The 19,990-nt window shown below is 45.6% G+C and carries 17 protein-coding genes; 3 read left to right on the top strand and 14 right to left on the bottom strand.

Annotated features, from left to right (window positions below):
* Window positions 1-148 precede the first annotated feature (148 nt).
* Together ABIE27_RS19610 and ABIE27_RS19605 are read left to right on the top strand one after the other, a co-directional pair.
* Window positions 149-559, top strand: coding sequence for a hypothetical protein (locus ABIE27_RS19610; protein ID WP_123065022.1), 411 nt, complete (start codon window positions 149-151; stop codon window positions 557-559).
* Window positions 556-1,620: a phosphodiester glycosidase family protein gene (locus tag ABIE27_RS19605; protein WP_429351261.1), complete on the top strand. Its 1,065-nt coding sequence runs from the start codon at window positions 556-558 to the stop codon at window positions 1,618-1,620. The genes ABIE27_RS19610 and ABIE27_RS19605 overlap by 4 nt, the downstream gene beginning before the upstream one ends.
* Before the next feature lie 339 nt (window positions 1,621-1,959).
* Here the strand turns inward: ABIE27_RS19605 and ABIE27_RS19600 are convergent, their stop codons facing one another.
* The 6 genes from ABIE27_RS19600 to ABIE27_RS19575 form a co-directional block, all read right to left on the bottom strand.
* Complete coding sequence (locus ABIE27_RS19600; RefSeq protein ID WP_123065024.1) at window positions 1,960-2,982, bottom strand: LacI family DNA-binding transcriptional regulator; 1,023 nt, start codon at window positions 2,980-2,982, stop codon at window positions 1,960-1,962.
* Between the two features lie 98 nt (window positions 2,983-3,080).
* A complete protein-coding gene (gene bglX / locus ABIE27_RS19595) occupies window positions 3,081-5,246 on the bottom strand; it encodes a beta-glucosidase BglX (protein ID WP_429351260.1) in 2,166 nt (721 codons plus the stop codon).
* 134 nt (window positions 5,247-5,380) lie between these two features.
* The gene (locus ABIE27_RS19590) at window positions 5,381-6,982 is read right to left on the bottom strand and encodes an extracellular solute-binding protein (RefSeq protein WP_123065026.1); all 1,602 of its coding nucleotides are present in this window, start codon (window positions 6,980-6,982) and stop codon (window positions 5,381-5,383) included.
* 57 nt (window positions 6,983-7,039) lie between these two features.
* Window positions 7,040-7,939, bottom strand: coding sequence for a carbohydrate ABC transporter permease (locus tag ABIE27_RS19585; protein WP_123065027.1), 900 nt, complete (start codon window positions 7,937-7,939; stop codon window positions 7,040-7,042).
* A gap of 18 nt (window positions 7,940-7,957) precedes the next feature.
* Entirely contained in the window at window positions 7,958-8,917 is a 960-nt protein-coding gene (locus ABIE27_RS19580; protein ID WP_123065028.1) for an ABC transporter permease, read from the bottom strand.
* A gap of 11 nt (window positions 8,918-8,928) precedes the next feature.
* Window positions 8,929-9,693: an alpha/beta hydrolase gene (locus ABIE27_RS19575; protein ID WP_123065029.1), complete on the bottom strand. Its 765-nt coding sequence runs from the start codon at window positions 9,691-9,693 to the stop codon at window positions 8,929-8,931.
* Between the two features lie 484 nt (window positions 9,694-10,177).
* On the opposite strand from ABIE27_RS19575, the gene ABIE27_RS19570 reads away from it, so the two are divergent.
* On the top strand, window positions 10,178-11,098 hold the full coding sequence (locus ABIE27_RS19570; protein WP_429351259.1) for a serine hydrolase domain-containing protein: 921 nt from the start codon (window positions 10,178-10,180) through the stop codon (window positions 11,096-11,098).
* Between the two features lie 134 nt (window positions 11,099-11,232).
* On the opposite strand, the gene ABIE27_RS19565 is transcribed toward ABIE27_RS19570, so the two are convergent.
* The 8 genes from ABIE27_RS19565 to ABIE27_RS19530 form a co-directional block, all read right to left on the bottom strand.
* The gene (locus ABIE27_RS19565; protein WP_090919903.1) at window positions 11,233-11,478 is read right to left on the bottom strand and encodes an AbrB/MazE/SpoVT family DNA-binding domain-containing protein; all 246 of its coding nucleotides are present in this window, start codon (window positions 11,476-11,478) and stop codon (window positions 11,233-11,235) included.
* Between the two features lie 169 nt (window positions 11,479-11,647).
* On the bottom strand, window positions 11,648-12,112 hold the full coding sequence (gene trmL / locus ABIE27_RS19560; RefSeq protein WP_123065031.1) for a tRNA (uridine(34)/cytosine(34)/5-carboxymethylaminomethyluridine(34)-2'-O)-methyltransferase TrmL: 465 nt from the start codon (window positions 12,110-12,112) through the stop codon (window positions 11,648-11,650).
* Window positions 12,113-12,274: 162 nt separating this feature from the next.
* The gene (gene serC / locus ABIE27_RS19555) at window positions 12,275-13,363 is read right to left on the bottom strand and encodes a 3-phosphoserine/phosphohydroxythreonine transaminase (RefSeq protein WP_123065032.1); all 1,089 of its coding nucleotides are present in this window, start codon (window positions 13,361-13,363) and stop codon (window positions 12,275-12,277) included.
* 237 nt (window positions 13,364-13,600) lie between these two features.
* Entirely contained in the window at window positions 13,601-15,025 is a 1,425-nt protein-coding gene (glnA, locus tag ABIE27_RS19550) for a type I glutamate--ammonia ligase (RefSeq protein WP_090919896.1), read from the bottom strand.
* 413 nt (window positions 15,026-15,438) lie between these two features.
* On the bottom strand, window positions 15,439-16,503 hold the full coding sequence (aroF, locus tag ABIE27_RS19545; RefSeq protein ID WP_123065033.1) for a 3-deoxy-7-phosphoheptulonate synthase: 1,065 nt from the start codon (window positions 16,501-16,503) through the stop codon (window positions 15,439-15,441).
* Window positions 16,504-16,794: 291 nt separating this feature from the next.
* Complete coding sequence (locus ABIE27_RS19540) at window positions 16,795-17,748, bottom strand: 4-hydroxy-3-methylbut-2-enyl diphosphate reductase (protein ID WP_123065227.1); 954 nt, start codon at window positions 17,746-17,748, stop codon at window positions 16,795-16,797.
* Between the two features lie 68 nt (window positions 17,749-17,816).
* Window positions 17,817-19,277, bottom strand: coding sequence for a sensor histidine kinase (locus tag ABIE27_RS19535; RefSeq protein ID WP_123065034.1), 1,461 nt, complete (start codon window positions 19,275-19,277; stop codon window positions 17,817-17,819).
* A 1-nt stretch (window position 19,278) separates the two neighbouring features.
* A complete protein-coding gene (locus ABIE27_RS19530) occupies window positions 19,279-19,968 on the bottom strand; it encodes a response regulator transcription factor (protein ID WP_123065035.1) in 690 nt (229 codons plus the stop codon).
* Window positions 19,969-19,990: the final 22 nt, after the last annotated feature.

Raw genomic sequence — 19,990 nt, 5'->3', positions numbered from 1 at the left:
TAAGAAATTGTATCCTAGGACTTCCTTCCGATGCAATCTCTTTTTGATCTATTATTTAAAGAATTTCATTTTTGCGTAATCCATAGCAGCATGGTAGAATGAGGATTGGATTTTTTTAATCTAATATACCCGAACCAGGAGTGATGTTATGAAACTATCCGACCCGTCTTCTGACATCCATCACACCCGGAGCGCCAAAGGCAAGATCAGATCATCCGTTAAGTGGTTTCTGGTCATGTGGATCGTTCTCATTGCACTAGGAGTCACTGGAACCTACTATTATAGTAACCACCTCCAGCAACAGATGATCAATCAGCTTCAGGTCCATACCCAGCATCAGATTGACGCATTGAAAAACGATTATGAAAAGCAACTAACAACGATCTCTTCAGAAGTTGCGGCATTGCAAGGACAGGTTCAGTCCTTCAATGAACTGTTAACGTTCACCAAGGACAATGCAAGCAACAAAACAGACAACAGCAACAAATTGTATACGCAATTGAGCGAAGTGAAGAAACAACTGGAAGCTCTCCAGAAAAAGATGGACTTGCTCAAATGATTACACCCGTGAAACAGGTTAATCGTTTTTTTATGCTTGCACTCGCTCCTTTTATAGGATTGATCATATGTTTGTTGCTATTTCGTCCTGAACTAGAAGTAGGAGCTATCATTCCCACAAACTTGCCAGAGGATGAGGTAACCTCTCAGACCCAAACAATCAGCAAGGAACTTGCGGGAGCAAAAGAGGCTGCTGTTCAAACTTCTTCTTCTATTAAAAGAACAACCCTGCTTTACAATAAAACGACCAGTACGATGTCTACCATTGTACAAAAGGCTAAAGTTCAAGCTGCTCGCCCGGAAACAATCTACAACAAGCGCATTACGTCCAAACTTGGCGTTCCTTTGGATCGGGTAGACAGTGATCGGATCACCATCGAGCTGTATCGGGTAAACCCAGACACCTATAAGGGATATGCCATGAAGATCAAGCTGAAAGATCACAATGCGATGAAGATGGCCTTAAATAGTGAGTTAGGGCGATCAGAAACGACAATGCAAGCCGTCAAACGGAGCGGAGCGATTGCCGGGATTAATGCTGGCGGATTTGCTGACAGTGGTGGCAAGCGTTACCCCCTCAGCACTACCGTCATGGATGGGAAGTACATCAACGGTTTTCAGGCTAGCTTCAAAGACCTGTTCTTTGTCGGGTTAAACGATGCTGGTAAACTGGTGGGAGGCAAGTTTTTCGATAAAAGCTCCCTGGATCGTCTACGCCCGCAATTTGGAGCAACATTTGTACCCGTCCTTATGAAAAATGGACAGAAAACGATTATTCCAGACAAATGGAAGGTGTCACCGAAACGGGCTCCTCGAACCGTCATTGGCAATTACAAAGATGATCAATTACTGATTATGGTTGTCGATGGTTATAACGAGAGCGGAAGCTCAGGTGCCACCCTCGAAGAGATGCAAGGCCGATTGCTTAAACTTGGCGTAGTGGACGCTTATAATCTGGATGGCGGTGGTTCCTCATCGCTAATTCTGAATAACCGAGTCATTAATAACCCTTCGGATGGCAGTCTGAGACCTGTGCCTACCCACTTTTTATTTTACAAATGATGGGACGGGGCATTCCTTTTCTAACAAATATGGTTATAATAGAAGTAAATGAGTTTGTGCAGGAGGTGCGAAGTGTATGTCGTTTTCACTGACATTCTGGATTATTGCAGTTGTATTGACGCTATTTATCACAGGCATTCTCACTTCATCCTACAACCACGACAAAACAAAAGGCCTGTAACGGTAAGGCCAAGCCTCTCCTCGGAGAGGCTTTTTTCATGTTTCTGCATACGGCAAAAAACAAGTTCTAAAAGGATGTTCCCTCCCTCCAAAGCTTGTCTCTTGCTATAACAATAGATTTTGGCTAACAAGCTCTCGGCGGTGACACCAAAAGCTTGTTTAGTAGCTGACTGCACGTTCGTTTGCATTTGGCATGGTCAACCTGACTTGGGCCGAATTCGGTCCGGTTACGGACTCCCCTTCCACCAACGTGACATATATGCGCTCGTGATCAACAGGTTCTCCAGCTATAATTTTAATTAATTGTTCAGCTGCAAGCGCCCCCCACTTTCGTTTCGAATAATCGATGCTCGCCAGCTTGGGCTGCACGTAGTTGGTAAGCTCAATATGATCGAAGCCAATGACATCAATCTGTTTGCCAATCTCGAGTTCACTATCTGCAAAACGATCACATAAACCGATAGCCATCTCATCATTAAGACAAAAGACAGCTGCCGGTCCGTCATACGTCTGTATAATGTGATCTGCGGCTCGTTCCCCACCACTTTTCTCGAAATCTCCCACGATTTCAATCCATTCCACATCCGCCTGACGCTCCGCAACCTGTCTTACAGCCTTCAACCGTTGTACAGAGTCAAACGAACCTTCTGGACCCGTAACTACATAGATCTTTTTGTGACCGTGTTCAATCAAATATTCCATCGCCAGTGTGGCCCCTGCCTTGTTATCGAGCAGTACCTGATTAATATTAGGGTGTTTCAACTCACGGTCAAGCACTACAATTTTATGTCCTCGATCGGCGTACTGCATGAGTTCTTCACTTGAAAACGTATGATCGAGAATAATCGCCCCGTCAATCATTCGCTCCGGCAGCATCCGATGAGACTGTTTGCCGCTGCATACAATAAGATCATATCCTTGGGCATTACATATCGCTTTCATACCCGTTAACAAGTCTCCGTATACATCACCGCTGAAATCCGTGAGAAATACACCTAGAATTCGTGACTCTCTCTTTTTCAATGTTCTGGCAGCCGCGTTGGGAACGTAGTTCAGCTCTTTGGCGATGACCAAAATTTTAGAACGGGTCTCATCGGTCACTTTATTGCTTCCATTCAGCGCGTACGATACGGTCGAGATGGAAACTCCCGCCTTTTTGGCGATATCCTTGATACTGACCATATTCTTCGCTCCTCTGTTATGTTGATCAGGCCTTTCTTAATGAAAGACCTGAACTTAAAATAAGAAGTAACAGACGTCTCGTTACAGCATAAAACGATTCAGACAAGTCTGAATGTTTGGCTCTGTGTATCTCTGCTGTTTGGTCCAACCATCACACGAAACTCTCCACGATCACTGCGATAGCTGAGATCAGCATGATGATAACGCAGTTGTTCTTCATGTAATGTAAACGTAGCCGTACCCGTTTCCCCCGGCGCAAGGGATAGCTTCACATAATCTTTCAACTCACGCATCGGACGAACCACTTCGCCGCTTACATCCCGAACGTATAATTGCACAGTCTCTACACCAGCACGATCCCCTGTATTGGTTACACGCACCTGAACCGTCAGAGAATCATTTGCAGTCATCTCCTGTCCCGACACTTGAACCTCTCCATAAGCAAATGACGTATAGGAAAGACCGTATCCAAACGGGAACAACGGTTCATTCGGACTGTCAATATATTGGGAAACATAACGATTCTCGGTATTATCCGGGTTGATTGGGCGACCTGTATTGAAATGGTTGTAATACACCGGGACTTGCCCAACCGATTGCGGGAAGGACATCGTAAGTCGCGCGGACGGATTCACTGCTCCTGTGAGAATATCCGCAATCGCTGCTCCCCCTTCACTTCCGGGGAACCAGGCTTCGAGTACAGCATCTGATTCGCCAATAACCCCATTCAGATCAAGTGGACGTCCATTGAAAATAACACTGGCGATCGGTTTGCCTGCCGCCTTGAGCGCCTGTACCAATTGCAATTGCGCTGCTGGCAAACGAATATCTGTCCGCGAGCCGCCTTCTCCACTCATCTCGGAATCTTCGCCCAGTGCAAGCACGATGATATCAGACTGACTTGCTGCTTCCAGTGCTGCGGCAATCTGCTCATCTGTGATGGTATGCACATCACTGCCCTTAGCTACGAGAACCTTACCTTGTGGGAGGCGCTCCTGTAACGCTGTTCCCAGTTTCACCGCATCCGCTTTGACACCTTCACAAGACCACCAACCGAGGATGTCTTCGCTTTGAGCGAAAGGTCCAATCAATGCAACTCTCGCATCAGGTTGCAGCGGAAGGGCTTGTCCGCCATTTTTAAGTAGTACCGCAGACTTCGCAGCAAGTTCCCGTGATACCTCGCGATGTTCCTTGGAAAAAACAATCTCGCGCTCACGCTCCGGATCAGCGGCTCGGAACGGGTTTTCGAACAGACCCAGCTTGTCTTTGAGCTGCAAAATACGCAAAACCGCTTCATCAACAAGGTGCTCTTCCACTTCACCCTTTTGAATCAGTTCAGGCAAATGGTTGACGTAACATGGCGTCATCATCTCCATATCCACACCCGCACGAATCGCACGATATGCCGCCTCCCGGTCATCCTCGGCCGCACCATGGGCAATCATCTCACGAATGGAAGCCCAGTCCGAGATCAGCACGCCATCAAAGCCCCATTCCTCACGCAAAATATTACGCATTAACTTCTCATTCCCGCTGGCTGGAATACCATCAACGGTATTGAATGAAGTCATTACCATTTCCACACCAGCATCCAGTGCCGCCTTATATGCTGGCAGATAATATTCACGGAGCTGACGCTCTGACATATCTACCGTATTGTAATCACGTCCACCCTCCGCTGCACCATACGCGGCAAAGTGTTTTACACAGGCTGCAAGACGATCCAGCTCACCCGTCAGGTTATCTCCCTGGTAACCACGAACAAAAGCAGCAGCAAATAAACTGTTTAGATACGGGTCTTCACCCGTTGTTTCCATCACACGCCCCCAGCGCGGATCACGAACCAGATCGACCATCGGTGAAAAGGTGACATGTAAACCCGATACTGCGGATTCACGCGCCGCAATCTCGGCACTTTTCTCTGCCAGCTCCAGATCCCATGAACAGCCGATGGCCAGCGGGATCGGAAAGATCGTTTTAAAACCATGCACCACGTCTGCCATGAATAATAGCGGGATGCCGAGACGGCTTTTTTTCAAATAAGCCTGTTGCACATCCATAATCGCTTGGGCACCGGATAAACCAAGAATGGAGCCGCTCGCTCTCACGGATTGCTCTGTAATGCCCATCTCTTCCATCGGTCCTGTAATCTGACCTTGCGTATCTGTTCCTTCATAGAAATTGGCAGTCAGCTGCAACAGCTGTGCCACTTTCTCCTCCAGCGTCATCTGATTCACCAAATCCATCAACTGCTGATTATTCACGTAACCATCCTCCACTACCTTTAATTGAAAGAAAGAACCCGGTTGCGTTCGGGGAGAGACCGCGCACCGGGTTCAATCGCACGGAGAGACAGAACGCTCCTGCCATCCCCATGTTGTTCTTCATTTCATTACGTTTACTTGAACTTTTCGTTCAGTTCGTCCAGATAAGGCTGAACCAGTGACATTTTGCTGTTAACCCATTCTTTCCAGTTGGCTTCCAAGTCTCCGCCTTTGAGGATCAAGTTGGCATATTCGTTTTGATAATCGAAAGAAGCTTGACTCTTCGCTTTGGAATCGTACAGGTTAACATCCCAATCGTATGGTGCCAGTGATTTACTTTCAGTACCCAGTTTAGCTTTTTCCTTGAACAATTCTACTGCTCTGTCACGATAATCTTTTTTGATTGCAGGGTTTACGACACTGAAGTCATCGCCCAGAAGGTACAGTCCTTCGAAACGTGCAGGATACTTATCTTCCAGCGTTGTTCCTTCAGGCAACAGATTTACCAGTTCTTTATTGTCATCATATTTCCAGTCCTTGCCTTCGAAGCCCATGTTGATCAGCAATTGTCCTTCTTTGGTTGCGGAGTAATCGATCAAGTCCATGATGCGTTCGAATTTCTCATCACTGATGTTCGGGTTAAAGATCAGAGCAGACCAGAAGTTCGCTTGCTCCATGTTACGGTATTTACCGTCATCACCAAGAACGATCGCTGTGTGAACGAGATCATCACTGTTGACGCCAAGGTTCTTTTTCATATCAGAATCCAGACCTTGTCTGTAAGAAGCAAGTCCACCAAGACTGGTTACAGCCGCTGTACCTGTTACTTTAAAGTTGTTTTGTCCTTCATTGTTTTTCCAAGTGTAGAACTCTGGGTTAAGCAGTCCATCTTTGTACGCTTTTTGCATCAATTTCAGACCTGTCAGCGTTTCTGGATCTGCAGGGCCCCAATGAAACTGACCATCTTCACCTTTGTAGAAAGGTACATCTGTCATCGCATGCACACTGTTAGGCATGATGATGTTGGTCATTGCATCAGCAGCATTGTAAGACAATGGCACCAGTTTATTACCTACTTTACCTGGATCTTTTTCTTTTACCAGTTCAGCAAACTGATTCAATTCAGAAGTTGTGTAGGCATCTTTCAGTTCAAACCCAACCGCTTTTGCCCAGTCTTTACGAAGAGCAATAACACCGATTTGGTTGGTCAGCGGGTCAGCTGGTTTATTTTCAAAATAAATAGGTCTAGGTAGCAGGTAAGTTCCACCTGTCAATTCTTCCAGCTTGTCTCCCAGTCCTGTCAGCTTGTAAGCCGCAGCAACGTTAGGCCATCTTTCTTTCCAATCATCCGGGAACTTGTAAAACAAGCCTTGATCGATATTGTTGATGGCATCGCCGTGTACATAGTTCCATACTGCCACATCCGGCAGGTCACCAGAGTTAATCCACAGGCGAAGTTTCTCACCCCATGAATCCCAGTCAATATAGTTGTAATCCCATTTGATGTTAAACTTGTCTTCCCAGAATTTATGGAACTCATTGTCCATATTCCCGTTTTTCACTTCGGTCAGATTCGCTACAGAAATGGTCAGGTTATCTTTGTAATTCCCTTCCGCATCTTTCTCGTTTCCACCCCCGGAACTGCTGCTGTTGGAACAAGCGGATACTACCAACATCAAGAGACAGAGTGTGATCGCAAATAACGATTTGACTGACAGCTTTTTACCCGTTTTCATGCTTTTACCCCCATGTTTTTAGTCGAATTTCTTGTGTATTGAAATCCTATGTGTATATCAGGTCTTGATAGCCCCTGTTAATACCCCTTTGGCAAAGTGCTTTTGCAGCATTGGGAAGAAACACATAATTGGTACCATCGTGACAAATACCGCAGCCATTTTCATACCCATAGAGAAGCTGCTCAGTTTTACCGCATCCACACTGGATGCATTGGATGCATTCGTTGTGGAAGTTACAATGATGTTCCTTAACACGTTCTGCAGTGGTAACTGGTCCGCTTTTCGCAGGAAGATCATCGCATCATACCAGCTGTTCCAGTAAGCTACACCGTAGAAGAGTGTGATGGTTGCCATAATAGGCGTGGCCAGCGGAAGCACCACGGAGAAGAGAATTTTCCACTCCCCTGCACCATCAAGTCTCGCGGATTCCATCAACGATTCAGGCAAGGTATAGAAGTAGTTCATCATCAAAATCATGTTAAAGGCACTGAAACTTCCTGCCAGAATAACAGACCATAACGTACCTGTAAGATGTAAAGATTTCATAATGAGGTACAGTGGAACGATACCTCCGTTAAAGATCATGGTGAACAATACCAGGAAAAAGAGAAACTTTTTAAATGGGAAATTGCCGCGGCTCAGGCCATAAGCCATGCTTGTGGTTAGGAACAAGCTGAGCGGTAAACCAATAACCAGCAAAATCAATGTATTTTTGTAACCCGACAGGATACTTCCGTCAGCGAACAGTGCTTTATACGAATCAAGCGTGAACTCTTTCGGGAACATCAGGAACGGATTTTCAGCATACTCTTTTTGGGTTGCAAACGAGATCATAATGACATTCCAGAACGGAATCAGAATCATCAGCGCAAGCACCAGTAAAACGGCAAATATCATGTAATCTAGAAAAGTCATTCGTTCGGTGCCAATCTTAGGCTTTCTTCCAGCTTTGCTCATCTCACTTCTCCTCCTCTCTTATCGGAACAAACCGTCTCCGCCAAGCCACTTGGCAAATCTGTCGGCCAGAAGCAGCAGTACCATATTCACCAGGGAACGGAACAAGCTGACCGCTGTCGAGAATGAAAAGTCGGTTGATGATTGGAACGTAATCCGATAGATATATACATCGAGTACTTCAGATACATTTTTCGTTGCGGCGTTCGCCAAGTTGAAGATCTGGTCGAAACCGGAGGACATCAATCCACCCACCGACAAAATAAACATCACTGTAATCGTTGGCATAATGTTTGGCAGCGTAATACGGAACATCTGCTGCATCCGGGATGCACCATCGATCTGTGCAGATTCATATTGATCCTGATCGATACCGGAGATCGCTGCCAGGAAGATAATTGCGCCCCAGCCGCTCGATTTCCAGATGTCGGTCAGCAGCAACATGGGAACAAAGTTTGATTCAGAACCCAAGAAGTTAATTGTTGGCAATCCAAGTAATCCAAGCGCACTGTTTACGAGTCCATCATAGGCTAGTACGTTGATGACTACACCGGATACAATGATCCAGGACAGGAAATGTGGAAACGTCAGAATGGTCTGGAACCACTTTTTCCCTCTACGCATCCGCAGCTCATTCAACAGCAGTGCCAGAATAATCGGGAATGGGAACTGAATAATCAGTTTCAAAATGTTAATGTAAAGCGTCCGCCATACGGCATCAATAAAGGTCGGATCACGGAAAACGTATTTGAAGTTTTCAAATCCGCTCCATGGACTTCCCCAGATTCCAAGGTTAGCCTTGTAATCTTTGAACGCCAGTGACAGGCCGCCCATCGGCATGTAGGCAAACAGGATCAACCAGACCATTCCCGGAATAAGCAGGGTGTATGTCATTCGGTGTTTCCAGATTTCAGTCCAAAGCGACTTACCTCTCATGTTTGCCTTCAGCTTTTTGTTAGGTCCTTCGGCTGCAGGTTTCAATTTGCATCTCCTCACTCTACTATGGTGTTGTCGTTGTAAAGAAAATCAAACATCGTTTTCAGATGCTGTTCCCAAAATCGCCATTCATGCGTGCCAGGTGTTTCTACATACCGAAAATCAAATGCAGTTCCCTGCATATATTCGGCGTAGTCCCGATTCATGTCCACGAAAGGATCATGGTCCCCGCAACAACTCAGTATCTTCGGCAAGGCTCCTCCCTGCTCCAGCAGTCTCGCTGACAATGCGTAAATATCCTGATCAGCCTTTACCTGTAACCGTTCCCCAAAAACCGCTTTCATTTCCTTGATCATGCCTTCTGGCATATGAGGATCACGAAGGCGCGCCTGAATATTCGTTACACCAGATAAAGACACCACTTTGCTGTACTGTTCAGGATAGGTCAACCCACATTTCAATGCTCCATATCCGCCCATAGACAAACCGGCAACATATGTTTTGTCTGGGTCAGAATTCAGTTTCAGCAGCCTTTCACATAGTTCGGGTAATTCCTTCGTGATGTAGTGGAAGTAATTCAGGCCGTATTCCATATCCGTGTAATAACTGCGATTGGCTTCAGGCATGATGACGGTGCAACCATACTGGGCTGCATACATCTCAATGGTGGTCAGACGTTGCCATGTACTCGCATTGTCTCCTGCCCCGTGAAGCAGATATAGTGTACCGCCTGAAGTCTCTCCAGAGTCACTGGATACCACGTGTATGCTTGTATTCATGCATAATGTGGGCGATCCGGTTTCGATCGTAATATGCGCCATTGATCGTAACCCCTTTCATCTTTGTTGCTTTTAACTGCAGTTTGCTTTTTCTCTGTCATTGCGTGCCGTTACTTCTTCCCCCAACACGCTCCCCTTAACTGGCTTTGGTTATCGAAACGATTCTCTCGAATCGTTTCAAAAACACTCAACATTGATTTACTTGAAGTTTAAACATCCACATTTTACTTGGAAGCGATTTCTTCGAATCGTTTCGAATAAATCATAATCCCGTTGAGTAAACCCTGTCAATAACCTTTTTACAATTTTCGCGTTTTTTTATGAAAAAAGTGACCTGTTTGTTCCAATTTTGATCCAAAAGGCACTTATATAACGAGTATTTTCAGATTTGATCATTCATTATTACACCAGAATTGACATCAAACCAAGAATATACTAACATGAGTTCTAATTTTGCAATCCGATTACGGAAACGTTTCACCAGACTGGATTCATTCAGGTAAACGCTTGGAACTGGAGGATACTCATGGCCGAACAACTTAAAGGATTTGTTGACAAAATAACCAAAGAGAAGCTTCATGTGCACTCTGTACGTGTACTGCAAAACGGTCGACTTCTGGATGAATGGCATTCGGACGGAGATCGCAGGCGTGTGCAACATTCTGTAAGCAAATCCTTTACCTGTATGGCGGTTGGACTTGCCGTTGAAGAAGGACTTATTCAACTGGATGACACCTTGGGCGATTACTTCCCTTATGACCAAGCACAGCGAAATTCCTCACGACTGCCCTCTCCACGAGAGCTGACATTGCGGGATCTGCTTCGCATGTCATCAGGTCACGATGCCCCGCCTCTCTGGGCTGACGAACGCGCTTCTTTAGAGGAAAAGGACTGGGTCAAACACTACATGTCTTTATCATTGGATCGAATGCCAGGAGAACATTTTACTTACAGTAGTGGTGATACGTTTATGATCTCAGCCATGTTGCAAGAGGCTATTGGTCTGACAGTAAAGGATTACCTCATTCCACGTCTTTTTGAACCACTAGGCATGGTTGATATCCATTGGGAGACTTCTCCACTCGGCATTACCCTCGGATGTGCGGGTCTTTGGCTGAGTAATGAAGAACTAAGCCGATTTGGACAGTTTCTGCTTCAGGAAGGTCGCTGGAACGGTAAACAGCTCGTTCCAGTAGATTGGATCAGAGCCGTTACACGTAAGCAGATTGAGACAACAGGAGATGGAGATTGGGGAAAAGGCTATGGTTATCAGTTCTGGATGTGTTCGCATGATGCTTATCGGGCAGATGGAGCTTATGGCCAATTCTGCATTGTTCTGCCTTCCAAAGAGGCTGTCATCAGTATCAACAGTGAAGAGGAGAATATGCAAGGCATCTTGAACGCTGTATGGGATCAGATTTTACCTGTGCTAAATCAGTTGAACTAAGGATGATTTATTAGTTTACATAGTCACTCGAAGATAGAATAGCCTTTCAAGTCGCAGTGTTACCTTATACAACGTTAAACAAGCAAAAAAACACCATGGAGTTTATATGCTCCATAGTGTTTTTTTGCTTGTTTTTATGAAAGCTGAGTCATTTCTTCTAAGCATTGTGCGCATATGTAACGCTCTTTAAAGTCATTGACATCTTCCATTGATCCGCAGAAAATACATTTCGGACGGTATCTTTCCAAGATAATGTGATCCCCTTGAACTAAAATTTCTACAGGATCTCCTTCATTCATTTGATACCTTTTGCGCAAAGATTTAGGCAATACGATCCTACCCAATTGGTCAACTTTGCGAACTACTCCTGCTGGCTTCATAGCTACGGCACACCTCTCCTATCTTACTCTAAATTTCTAGGTACATTAGTACTATATCTATAGATTCGCCAAAATTTTGTCGAATCCTGCTGGAAATAAACATTTTTTGTCCTTTTTTTTGAAAAATGTTTTTTTAACGAATTCTATCCGTCTTTTCGAATGTAATTCATTAATCCAGCCCTGGAAAATTTAGCTGACGCAGTGCTTCATATACAATAATTGCTGCTGAATTGGAAAGGTTTAATGAACGAACATCACCGCTCATAGGCATCTTCATGCAAGTTTCTGGATTAGCAGCAATTAATTCAGGTGGGAGCCCTTTCGTTTCTTTCCCAAACACAAGAAAATCGCCATCCTGAAATTCGAAATCGGAATACCGGTTTTTCGCTTTCGTTGTTGCGTAGAAAAAACGTCCGTCCGGATACTTCTGCCGAACCTCGTCAAAAGAATCATGATATTCGATATGAACGGCATGCCAGTAGTCCAGTCCAGCACGCTTTAAAGTTGCATCATCTGTCCGGAACCCTAAAGGACGCACGAGATGTAAATGGGTGCCAGTCGCTGCACAAGTCCGCGAGATATTGCCCGTGTTAGCCGGAATCTCTGGTTCAACCAGAACGATGTGTAATGCCATATGTGTTTGGTCTCCTTTTATTTCATGTTCATGTATACAACAATCCTCTAATTTTAAAGAAAAGCCCTCCACACGTCAATGTGGAAGGCTTTGCCACAGCAGGAGGACAGCTCATCGAAGCTTCACTACCGCCCTATTTGGTCATGCATTCTTTTCTTAGGGTTAACTGTTTGCCTGTTGGAAGTGGTTCATAAAGTCGGTAAGTGCCTTAACACTCTCATAAGGAGCCGCGTTATAGATTGAAGCACGAAGTCCTCCTACACTACGATGCCCCTTCAGACCTACAAAACCTTCCTGCTCAGAGGCTTTAATGAATTTCTTCTCCAGTTCCTCGGAACCGAGCCTGAACGTCACATTCATCAAAGAGCGGTCTTCTGATGCGACACAGCCGCGATAGAAATCCCCTGAGGAATCAATTGTATTGTACAGCAATTCCGCTTTTTTGATATTCTTTTGCTCCACACCAGCCAGACCGCCTTGTTCCTCAATCCATTTCAACACTTCATTCACCATATATACCGAGAAGGATGGCGGTGTATTATACAGAGAGTTGTTATCTACATGCGTGCTGTAACGGAACATGGTCGGAATCGTCTTAGGAGACTCACTCACCAGCTCCTCACGTGCAATAACAACGGTAATTCCCGAAGGACCGAGGTTTTTTTGTGCACCTGCATAGATCATACCAAACTGATTCAGATCAAACGGTTTACAGAAAATATCACTGGACATATCTGCAATGAGCGGTACCGATCCAGTATCAGGGAACGCTTTGAATTGTGTGCCTTCGATAGTTTCATTTGAAGTTACATGCACATAAGCCGTACGTTCAGGCAAACTCAAATTCGAAACATCCGGTAATTTCATGAACTTATCGGATTCCGAAGAAGCAACGATCTGCGTCTCTCCAATCAATTTCGCTTCAGACAGAGCCTTTTTGGCCCAGCTTCCTGTCATAATGTAACCAGCTGTCTGACCCGCCCCAAGCAGATTCATCGGCAACATCGCAAATTGTGTGCTTGCACCGCCTTGCAAGAAAAGAACTTTATAGCCTTTTGGATTGCCTAGCAGTGACAACAAGCGCTCCTGAGCTTCATTATGTACAGACTCGTACACCGCCCCACGGTGTGACATCTCCATAATCGACATGCCTGTATTACGAAAATCTACAAATTCTGCCTGAGCACGCTCCAATACTTCTAGTGGCAGCGCCGCTGGTCCTGCATTAAAGTTATACGCTCTCTTTGTCAAAAAATCCCCCGCCCTTTCCATCCTTAACTGACATATGAAGTAAATATTATCGCTATGATATCAGTATTCCCTCACTGCTTCAAGGGGAATATGCACTGAAAACTACATTCTAGGCTATCAAATTACTTTATCACCCTAAAAAGTTAAAGCACTGCACTGTTTGCTTCAAGGAAAAGCCTCCGAGAGCAACTCCCGGAGGCTTTGAGCTGGAACCCCTTCGGTTCCGATTCCGACCGATTAGCAGTCGAAGTAGAGGCTGTACTCATGCGGATGAATGCGGATTGCAACAGCTTTAGCTTCATCACGTTTGAGATTGATATAGTTATCGATGAATTCTTTGGTGAATACGCCGCCTTCAGTCAAGAACTCATTGTCAGCTGCAAGTGCATCAAGTGCTTCTTCGAGGGAAGCCGGTACACTGCGGATGTTTTCTTTGTCTGCATCAGACAGGTCATAAATGTTTTTGTCCAGTGGACCGTATCCAAGCTCAGTTGGATTGATTTTGCGTTTGATTCCATCCAGACCAGCCATCAACATTGCAGAGAATGCCAAGTAAGGGTTAGCTGTGGAGTCTGGTGTACGGAACTCGATACGGCAGCCTTTAGGAGTTACAGCCGCTACCGGGATACGCACAGCTGCGGAACGGTTACCTTTGGAGTAAACCAAATTAACCGGTGCTTCATAACCAGGAACCAGACGTTTGAACGAGTTCGTGCTTGGGTTCGTCAAAGCGATCAGTGCTGGAGCGTGGTACAAGATACCTCCGATGTAGTGCAGAGCCATTTCGCTCAGGTTAGCATAACCACCTTTGTCATAGAACAATGGGGAATCGCCATCGAAGATGGATTGGTGAACGTGCATTCCGCTTCCGTTATCACCAAACAACGGTTTTGGCATGAATGTTGCTACTTTGCCATATTGACGTGCCGTATTGTGCACGATGTATTTGTATACAAGCAGGTTATCTGCTGTTTTCTTCAACGTATCAAAACGGAAGTTGATTTCAGCTTGACCGGCAGTTGCTACTTCATGGTGATGACGCTCGATGGACAAACCGGCTTCTTCCAACAAACGACACATTTCGCTGCGGATATCTTGTTGAGTATCCACTGGAGCTACTGGAACATATCCACCTTTAGTACGAACTTTAAAGCCCAGGTTACCGCCTTCTTCTTTGCGGTTTGTGTTCCATGATGCTTCTTCGGAATCTACGAAATAAGAAGAGCTGTTCGTTCCGCTCTCATAACGAACATCGTCAAAGATGAAGAACTCGGACTCTGGTGCGAAGAACGCTGCAGTACCTACGCCGCTCTCTTTCAGGAAAGCTTCAGCTTTAACTGCGATGCTGCGGGGATCACGCTCATAACGCTCGCCATCCGGTGTGAAAATGTCACACATAACATTCAATGTAGGGTGTGCAGTGAACGGATCGACATAAGTCGCTTCAGGGTCAGGCATCATAACCATATCGGACTCTTCAATACCACGGAAACCTTGGATAGAAGAACCATCAAACGCTACTCCATTTACGAACGTGTCTGCATCAACAGCCGAAGCTGGCAAAGAGATGTGATGCGCACGACCAGCCAAATCTACAAAACGAAAATCTACCCACTCGATGTTGTTCTCTTGAATTGATTTCAATACGTTTTCAACCGACATGTATTCGTCCTCCCAAATATTCCGAACATTAAACAACCCCACGAAGAAAATGTCTATATATTCGAATTTTTTTCTGTCGTCATTATAAATTCTGAAACATAACATCGTCAATACTTATGTGAGGTATTTTTTGCGAGCATGTAAGGTATACTTACACTCTCTAATATTTAAAAATACATATAACAACGTTAATTATTTATATTTGACCGATTTAATGCGGTGAAGCAACCCTGAAAATAGCCTAAATCATGGAAAAACATGACATCATAAATGTTTCTTATCACCTTTGATTAATAAATATGTTCATCTATGCAAAATAGACGAAAAACCGGACATCTACCCAAATTGTTCACAAGGAACAAATCTGGATAGATGTCCGGTTTTGACTCTTCAAATCTGGATATCCGTGTTAATTATACACCTACACGTGCCGGAAAAAATGCAGCAGGCTGTTTAGCTGTGTTAAATGTTTTGCCCACAATAGGAGCTAGTTTCTCCAGATCTTGTAGCAGGTTCGCAAACTGGTCAGGGAACAGAGACTGCACACCATCGCCAGTCATAGAGTTATCGGGATCTGTGTGCATCTCAATAATCAAGCCGTTAGCTCCTGCGGCTACCGAGGCTTTGGTCATTGGTTCTACCAGTTCACGGCGTCCTGTACCATGGCTCGGGTCAGAAATGACTGGCAGATGGCTCAGAGACTGCAATACAGGGATCGCTGAAAGATCTAGTGTATTCCGTGTATAGGATTCGAACGTACGGATACCACGTTCACATAACATCACATTCGGATTGCCACCAGCAAGAATGTACTCCGCTGCATTAAGCAATTCATCGTATGTCGCACTGAATCCGCGCTTCAACAATACCGGTTTGCCGCACTCACCCAGCTTACGTAACAAGTCGAAGTTCTGCATGTTACGTGTACCCACCTGCAGAATATCCGCATACTCTGCGCAAATATCTACGTATTCAGGCGTCATGACTTCCGTAATCGTCAATAGATTATGCTTCTGGCCCGCTTCCGCCATCATGATCAAACCTTCTACACCCGTTCCTTGGAAGCTATACGGTCCCGTACGTGGTTTGAAGGCACCTCCACGAAGAACCTGACCACCCGCCGCTTTCACAAGGCCAGCAATTTCATCAATTTGTGCTGCAGATTCAACCGCACAAGGCCCGCCCATAACGACAAGCTCTTTTCCGCCGATATCTACACCTTTGATCGAAATTACGGTATCTTCCGGATGGAAGTCACGACTTGCTAATTTGTAAGATTTCGAAATCTTCACCACGTTCTCTACGCCCTTCATTTGGCGCAGGTGTTCTTGCATTTTAGGTTCCACTTTACCAATTAATCCAATGATGGTGCGGTCCTCTCCGCGGGATACATGTGCCTGCAGCCCTTCCTTTTCAATCACACTAACGATATCTTGAATCTGGTCCTCCGAGGTAGCTTTGCCTGCAATTACGATCATAAATTGTCCCATCCTTCCTTGTATAAGAGCACTCGTTTATTTCGTGCGTCTGATTGTCTTGTGGTTCGTATCCCAAAAATCCTGTCGCACTTAAACGCTTGTTCGCTTTTAAGCTTTTAATCACTAAAGTAAATGTAACACAGTTTCTTCCTATCGTCAAGAAGTAATCGTTATGTCCGGCACTCTCTATAGGTAAAACATAAAATGTATAGACAAAAAAACATCCTGCTATACCACCTCCAAATAAAACGAGGATCTGCACAGCAGGATGTTTCCTATTCACTTTCGAAACTATGTGGTACGTGTCTTCTCTCGAACTGGAGGCAGCAACTTGCTCATATTAACGGTACGTTTGATGTCCCACGTCTCCGGCTGATCATGCTCATACTGCTCCAGATATTGAATAACTTCCTTGGTGATTGGTGTTGGAGTTGAAGCTCCTGATGTCACAGCCACTTTCTGCACACCTTTCAACCAGTCTTGTTGAATTTCAGATACGTCTGATACACGGTATGCCGTCACGCCCGCAATCTCCTCGGACACTTGTGCCAAACGATTGGAGTTGTTGCTGCGTGGATCACCTACAACAATAACAAGGTCGGCCTGCCCAGCTTGCTCTGCTACCGCTTCTTGACGTACCTGTGTAGCGAGACAGATTTCATTATGAATTTCAGCTCCTGGGAATTTCTCCAGCAACCGGCTCATAATGTGTTTGATGTCCCATTGACTCATTGTCGTCTGATTGGTAATCAAAATTTTCCCGGCAGGCACACTCAGACCTTCAATCTCTTCTTCCTTCTCAATCAGATGAACACGGTCTGGTGCAACACCAATCGCACCTTCCGGCTCCGGGTGATTCTTCTTACCAATGTAGATAATATCATAACCTTCAGCCGTCTTTTCCCGGATCAGATCATGAGTCTTCGTCACATCCGGACATGTTGCATCCACTGTGGTAAGTCCTTTCTCCCTAGCCAGCTTGCGCACCTCCGGTGAGACACCGTGAGCCGTGAAAATGATCGTGCCACTCTCCACCTGATTCAGAATCTCCATCCGATTCGGACCGTCCAGTGTAATAATGCCCTCATCTTCAAAAGAATCTGTCACATGTTTGTTATGCACAATCATACCTAATATATAAATAGGCCGTGGTAAATCCAGGTTGCGTGCCGCCTGACGTGCAAGCACCATGGCATCTACAACACCGTAACAGTATCCCCGCGGCGAAATTCGCAGTACTTCCACTTGGTTGCCACCCGCTTTCTTTTCGGCTGTAACGGCCGATGTAATTGCAGTCTTCATCTATTATACCTTTATTCGATAGGCGGGGCAAAGACTACAGGCAACCAGATGATAAAAGTGGTTCCTTCTCCTCGTCTCGTTACCACTTCAACCGAGCCGTTATGCTCCTCAATGATCCATTTGGCAATGGATAATCCAAGTCCGATGCCCGGCGTCGCACCGCGAGATTCATCTGCCCGGTAGAAACGGTCAAAGATAAACGGTACCTGATCCCGTTCCATGCCGATTCCCGTATCACTGATCCGCAGTCCGACCTGCCCTTTGTATAACAGAGCATCCAGCGTAACCGAACCCTCTGGGGTGTATTTAAAGGCATTTTCGATAAAAATAAACAAGACTTGTTGCAGATAATCTTTGCTTCCGTTCACATAAATGCCGTTCAGAATCGACAAATCCCCTGGGAGCCAGTCGGCCTGACGATCCAGGAATTGGGCCCGGCGTGCCACTTCCTGCACTAGAATCTGCAGCGGAATAGGATTAAGCTCGATTTTCTGACCTGTATCCGCTCTGGCAAGGGATAACATATCACTGATTAGACGGCTCATACGTTTGCCTTCATCAGCCATATCCTCAATCGCTTCAATAGACATCTGCTTGATCGTTTCTTCATCCAGATTCGGACGGTCATTTCCCTCTTGATCCCACAGCTTTTTCAGGAAATCAACATTCCCTCGAATCGTCGTTAGCGGTGTCCGCAGCTCATGGGAAGCATCAGATACGAAACGTCGTTGCGCTGCATTCGTCTCTTCGAGCCCACGGAAAGACAGCTCCGTTCGCTCCAGCATGTTATTTACCGTTTCAATCAGACGACCGATCTCATCCTTCGGCCCCGAATACTGAATACGCACACTAAGATCGTCTCCAGACTGAATTTGATTAGCGGCATCAATCACATTAACCAGCGGCCGCATGGACTTACGGGCCAGAATCAAACCGGATGTAATGGCAAGCGCCATAGCTACAAGCCACCCAAACACAAGGATATTCCGCAATGCCTCCAGCAAACGCTCCTGTGAACTGACATTAGCACCGACCTGAAGTAGCCCCCTGATGTCATTGGTTCCCTGAAGTGACAGGGCTTGTTGATTCACAAGAAAAGGAATGCCCTCCACGACCATTTTAGTTATCCCTATTTCTTCACGTATATTGTGAATCTTGGCAATAGGAAAAGAAATTCCGGATTTAACTAAATTGTCCGAACGCTTATAAGATCCACTCTGATAATCGACCAACTGAATATAAATTTGAGCTTCTTGAAGTTGACTCTCTGCAAAAGGCTCCAGGTCCAGCGTCTGTGATAGCGGATTAACTCCAATCTGCTGCGTGATTCTCAAGCTCTTTTCTCTTAACTGCTGTTCTACTTCGTTGTACGTATTGAAATAGACAAACGCATAAATGACCACACCCCAAAAGATCAGCACGGCTGCCAGTATACCCGAGTACCATGCGGTTAGTCTCAACCGAATGGACATGTTACGAGTCACCTCTTAAGATGTAGCCGGCTCCCCGGATGGTTTGAATCAGACGTTTGCCCCCATGCTCTTCCGTTTTCTGCCTGAGCATCGCAATATAAACCTCCAGCACATTAGACTCTCCGCTGTAGTCATAACCCCAGATTTTGTCCATAATCAGATCACGGGAAAGCACACGTCTCGGATTCTGCATGAATAGGTTTAACAATTCAAACTCTTTTGCAGTCAATTCCAGCCGTTTGCCATCTCGGAGCACTTCACGTGAATCATTATCCAGAATAATATCTTCATACACCAGGCGATTATCCACCACGCTGGAGATATCCGCTTTACGGCGCAACAAAGCCCGGACACGAGCAAGCAATTCCTCCAGTGCAAACGGCTTCACCAAATAATCGTCAGCACCGGTATCCAGTCCAGTCACCCTGCTTTGAACCTCATCTTTTGCGGTCAGCATCAGAACAGGCACTTTACTCCCCGCTTCTCTAAGTCTGCGGCATACCTCAAAACCGTCAATCTGTGGCATCATGACATCAAGCACCACGATGTCAGGCTCTTTATCCATCAACTTACTGAGTCCCTCTGCTCCGTTGGAAGCCGTCTGTACCTCATATCCTTCAAATGCTAGGCCTCGGCGCAGCATAGACACAATTTTCTCGTCGTCATCTACAATCAAGATCGTTGAGCGCATGGTCTTTCTCCTTTACCCTATC

The organism is Paenibacillus sp. 4624 (assembly GCF_050435065.1).
Lineage (GTDB): Bacteria > Bacillota > Bacilli > Paenibacillales > Paenibacillaceae > Paenibacillus > Paenibacillus amylolyticus_D.
This window is presented reverse-complemented; position numbering and strand designations above follow the sequence as displayed.

What these genes read in the sequence shown, in the direction of transcription:
- ABIE27_RS19530 (WP_123065035.1), bottom strand. Translation starts at nt 19,968, where the DNA reads ATGCGCTCAACGATCTTGATTGTAGATGACGACGAGAAAATTGTGTCT.
- ABIE27_RS19605 (WP_429351261.1), top strand. Translation starts at nt 556, where the DNA reads ATGATTACACCCGTGAAACAGGTTAATCGTTTTTTTATGCTTGCACTC.
- aroF (WP_123065033.1), bottom strand. Translation starts at nt 16,503, where the DNA reads ATGATCGTAATTGCAGGCAAAGCTACCTCGGAGGACCAGATTCAAGAT.
- ABIE27_RS19575 (WP_123065029.1), bottom strand. Translation starts at nt 9,693, where the DNA reads ATGGCGCATATTACGATCGAAACCGGATCGCCCACATTATGCATGAAT.
- ABIE27_RS19570 (WP_429351259.1), top strand. Translation starts at nt 10,178, where the DNA reads ATGGCCGAACAACTTAAAGGATTTGTTGACAAAATAACCAAAGAGAAG.
- trmL (WP_123065031.1), bottom strand. Translation starts at nt 12,112, where the DNA reads ATGGCATTACACATCGTTCTGGTTGAACCAGAGATTCCGGCTAACACG.
- ABIE27_RS19565 (WP_090919903.1), bottom strand. Translation starts at nt 11,478, where the DNA reads ATGAAGCCAGCAGGAGTAGTTCGCAAAGTTGACCAATTGGGTAGGATC.
- ABIE27_RS19585 (WP_123065027.1), bottom strand. Translation starts at nt 7,939, where the DNA reads ATGAGCAAAGCTGGAAGAAAGCCTAAGATTGGCACCGAACGAATGACT.
- ABIE27_RS19600 (WP_123065024.1), bottom strand. Translation starts at nt 2,982, where the DNA reads ATGGTCAGTATCAAGGATATCGCCAAAAAGGCGGGAGTTTCCATCTCG.
- ABIE27_RS19590 (WP_123065026.1), bottom strand. Translation starts at nt 6,982, where the DNA reads ATGAAAACGGGTAAAAAGCTGTCAGTCAAATCGTTATTTGCGATCACA.
- ABIE27_RS19535 (WP_123065034.1), bottom strand. Translation starts at nt 19,277, where the DNA reads ATGTCCATTCGGTTGAGACTAACCGCATGGTACTCGGGTATACTGGCA.
- glnA (WP_090919896.1), bottom strand. Translation starts at nt 15,025, where the DNA reads ATGTCGGTTGAAAACGTATTGAAATCAATTCAAGAGAACAACATCGAG.
- ABIE27_RS19610 (WP_123065022.1), top strand. Translation starts at nt 149, where the DNA reads ATGAAACTATCCGACCCGTCTTCTGACATCCATCACACCCGGAGCGCC.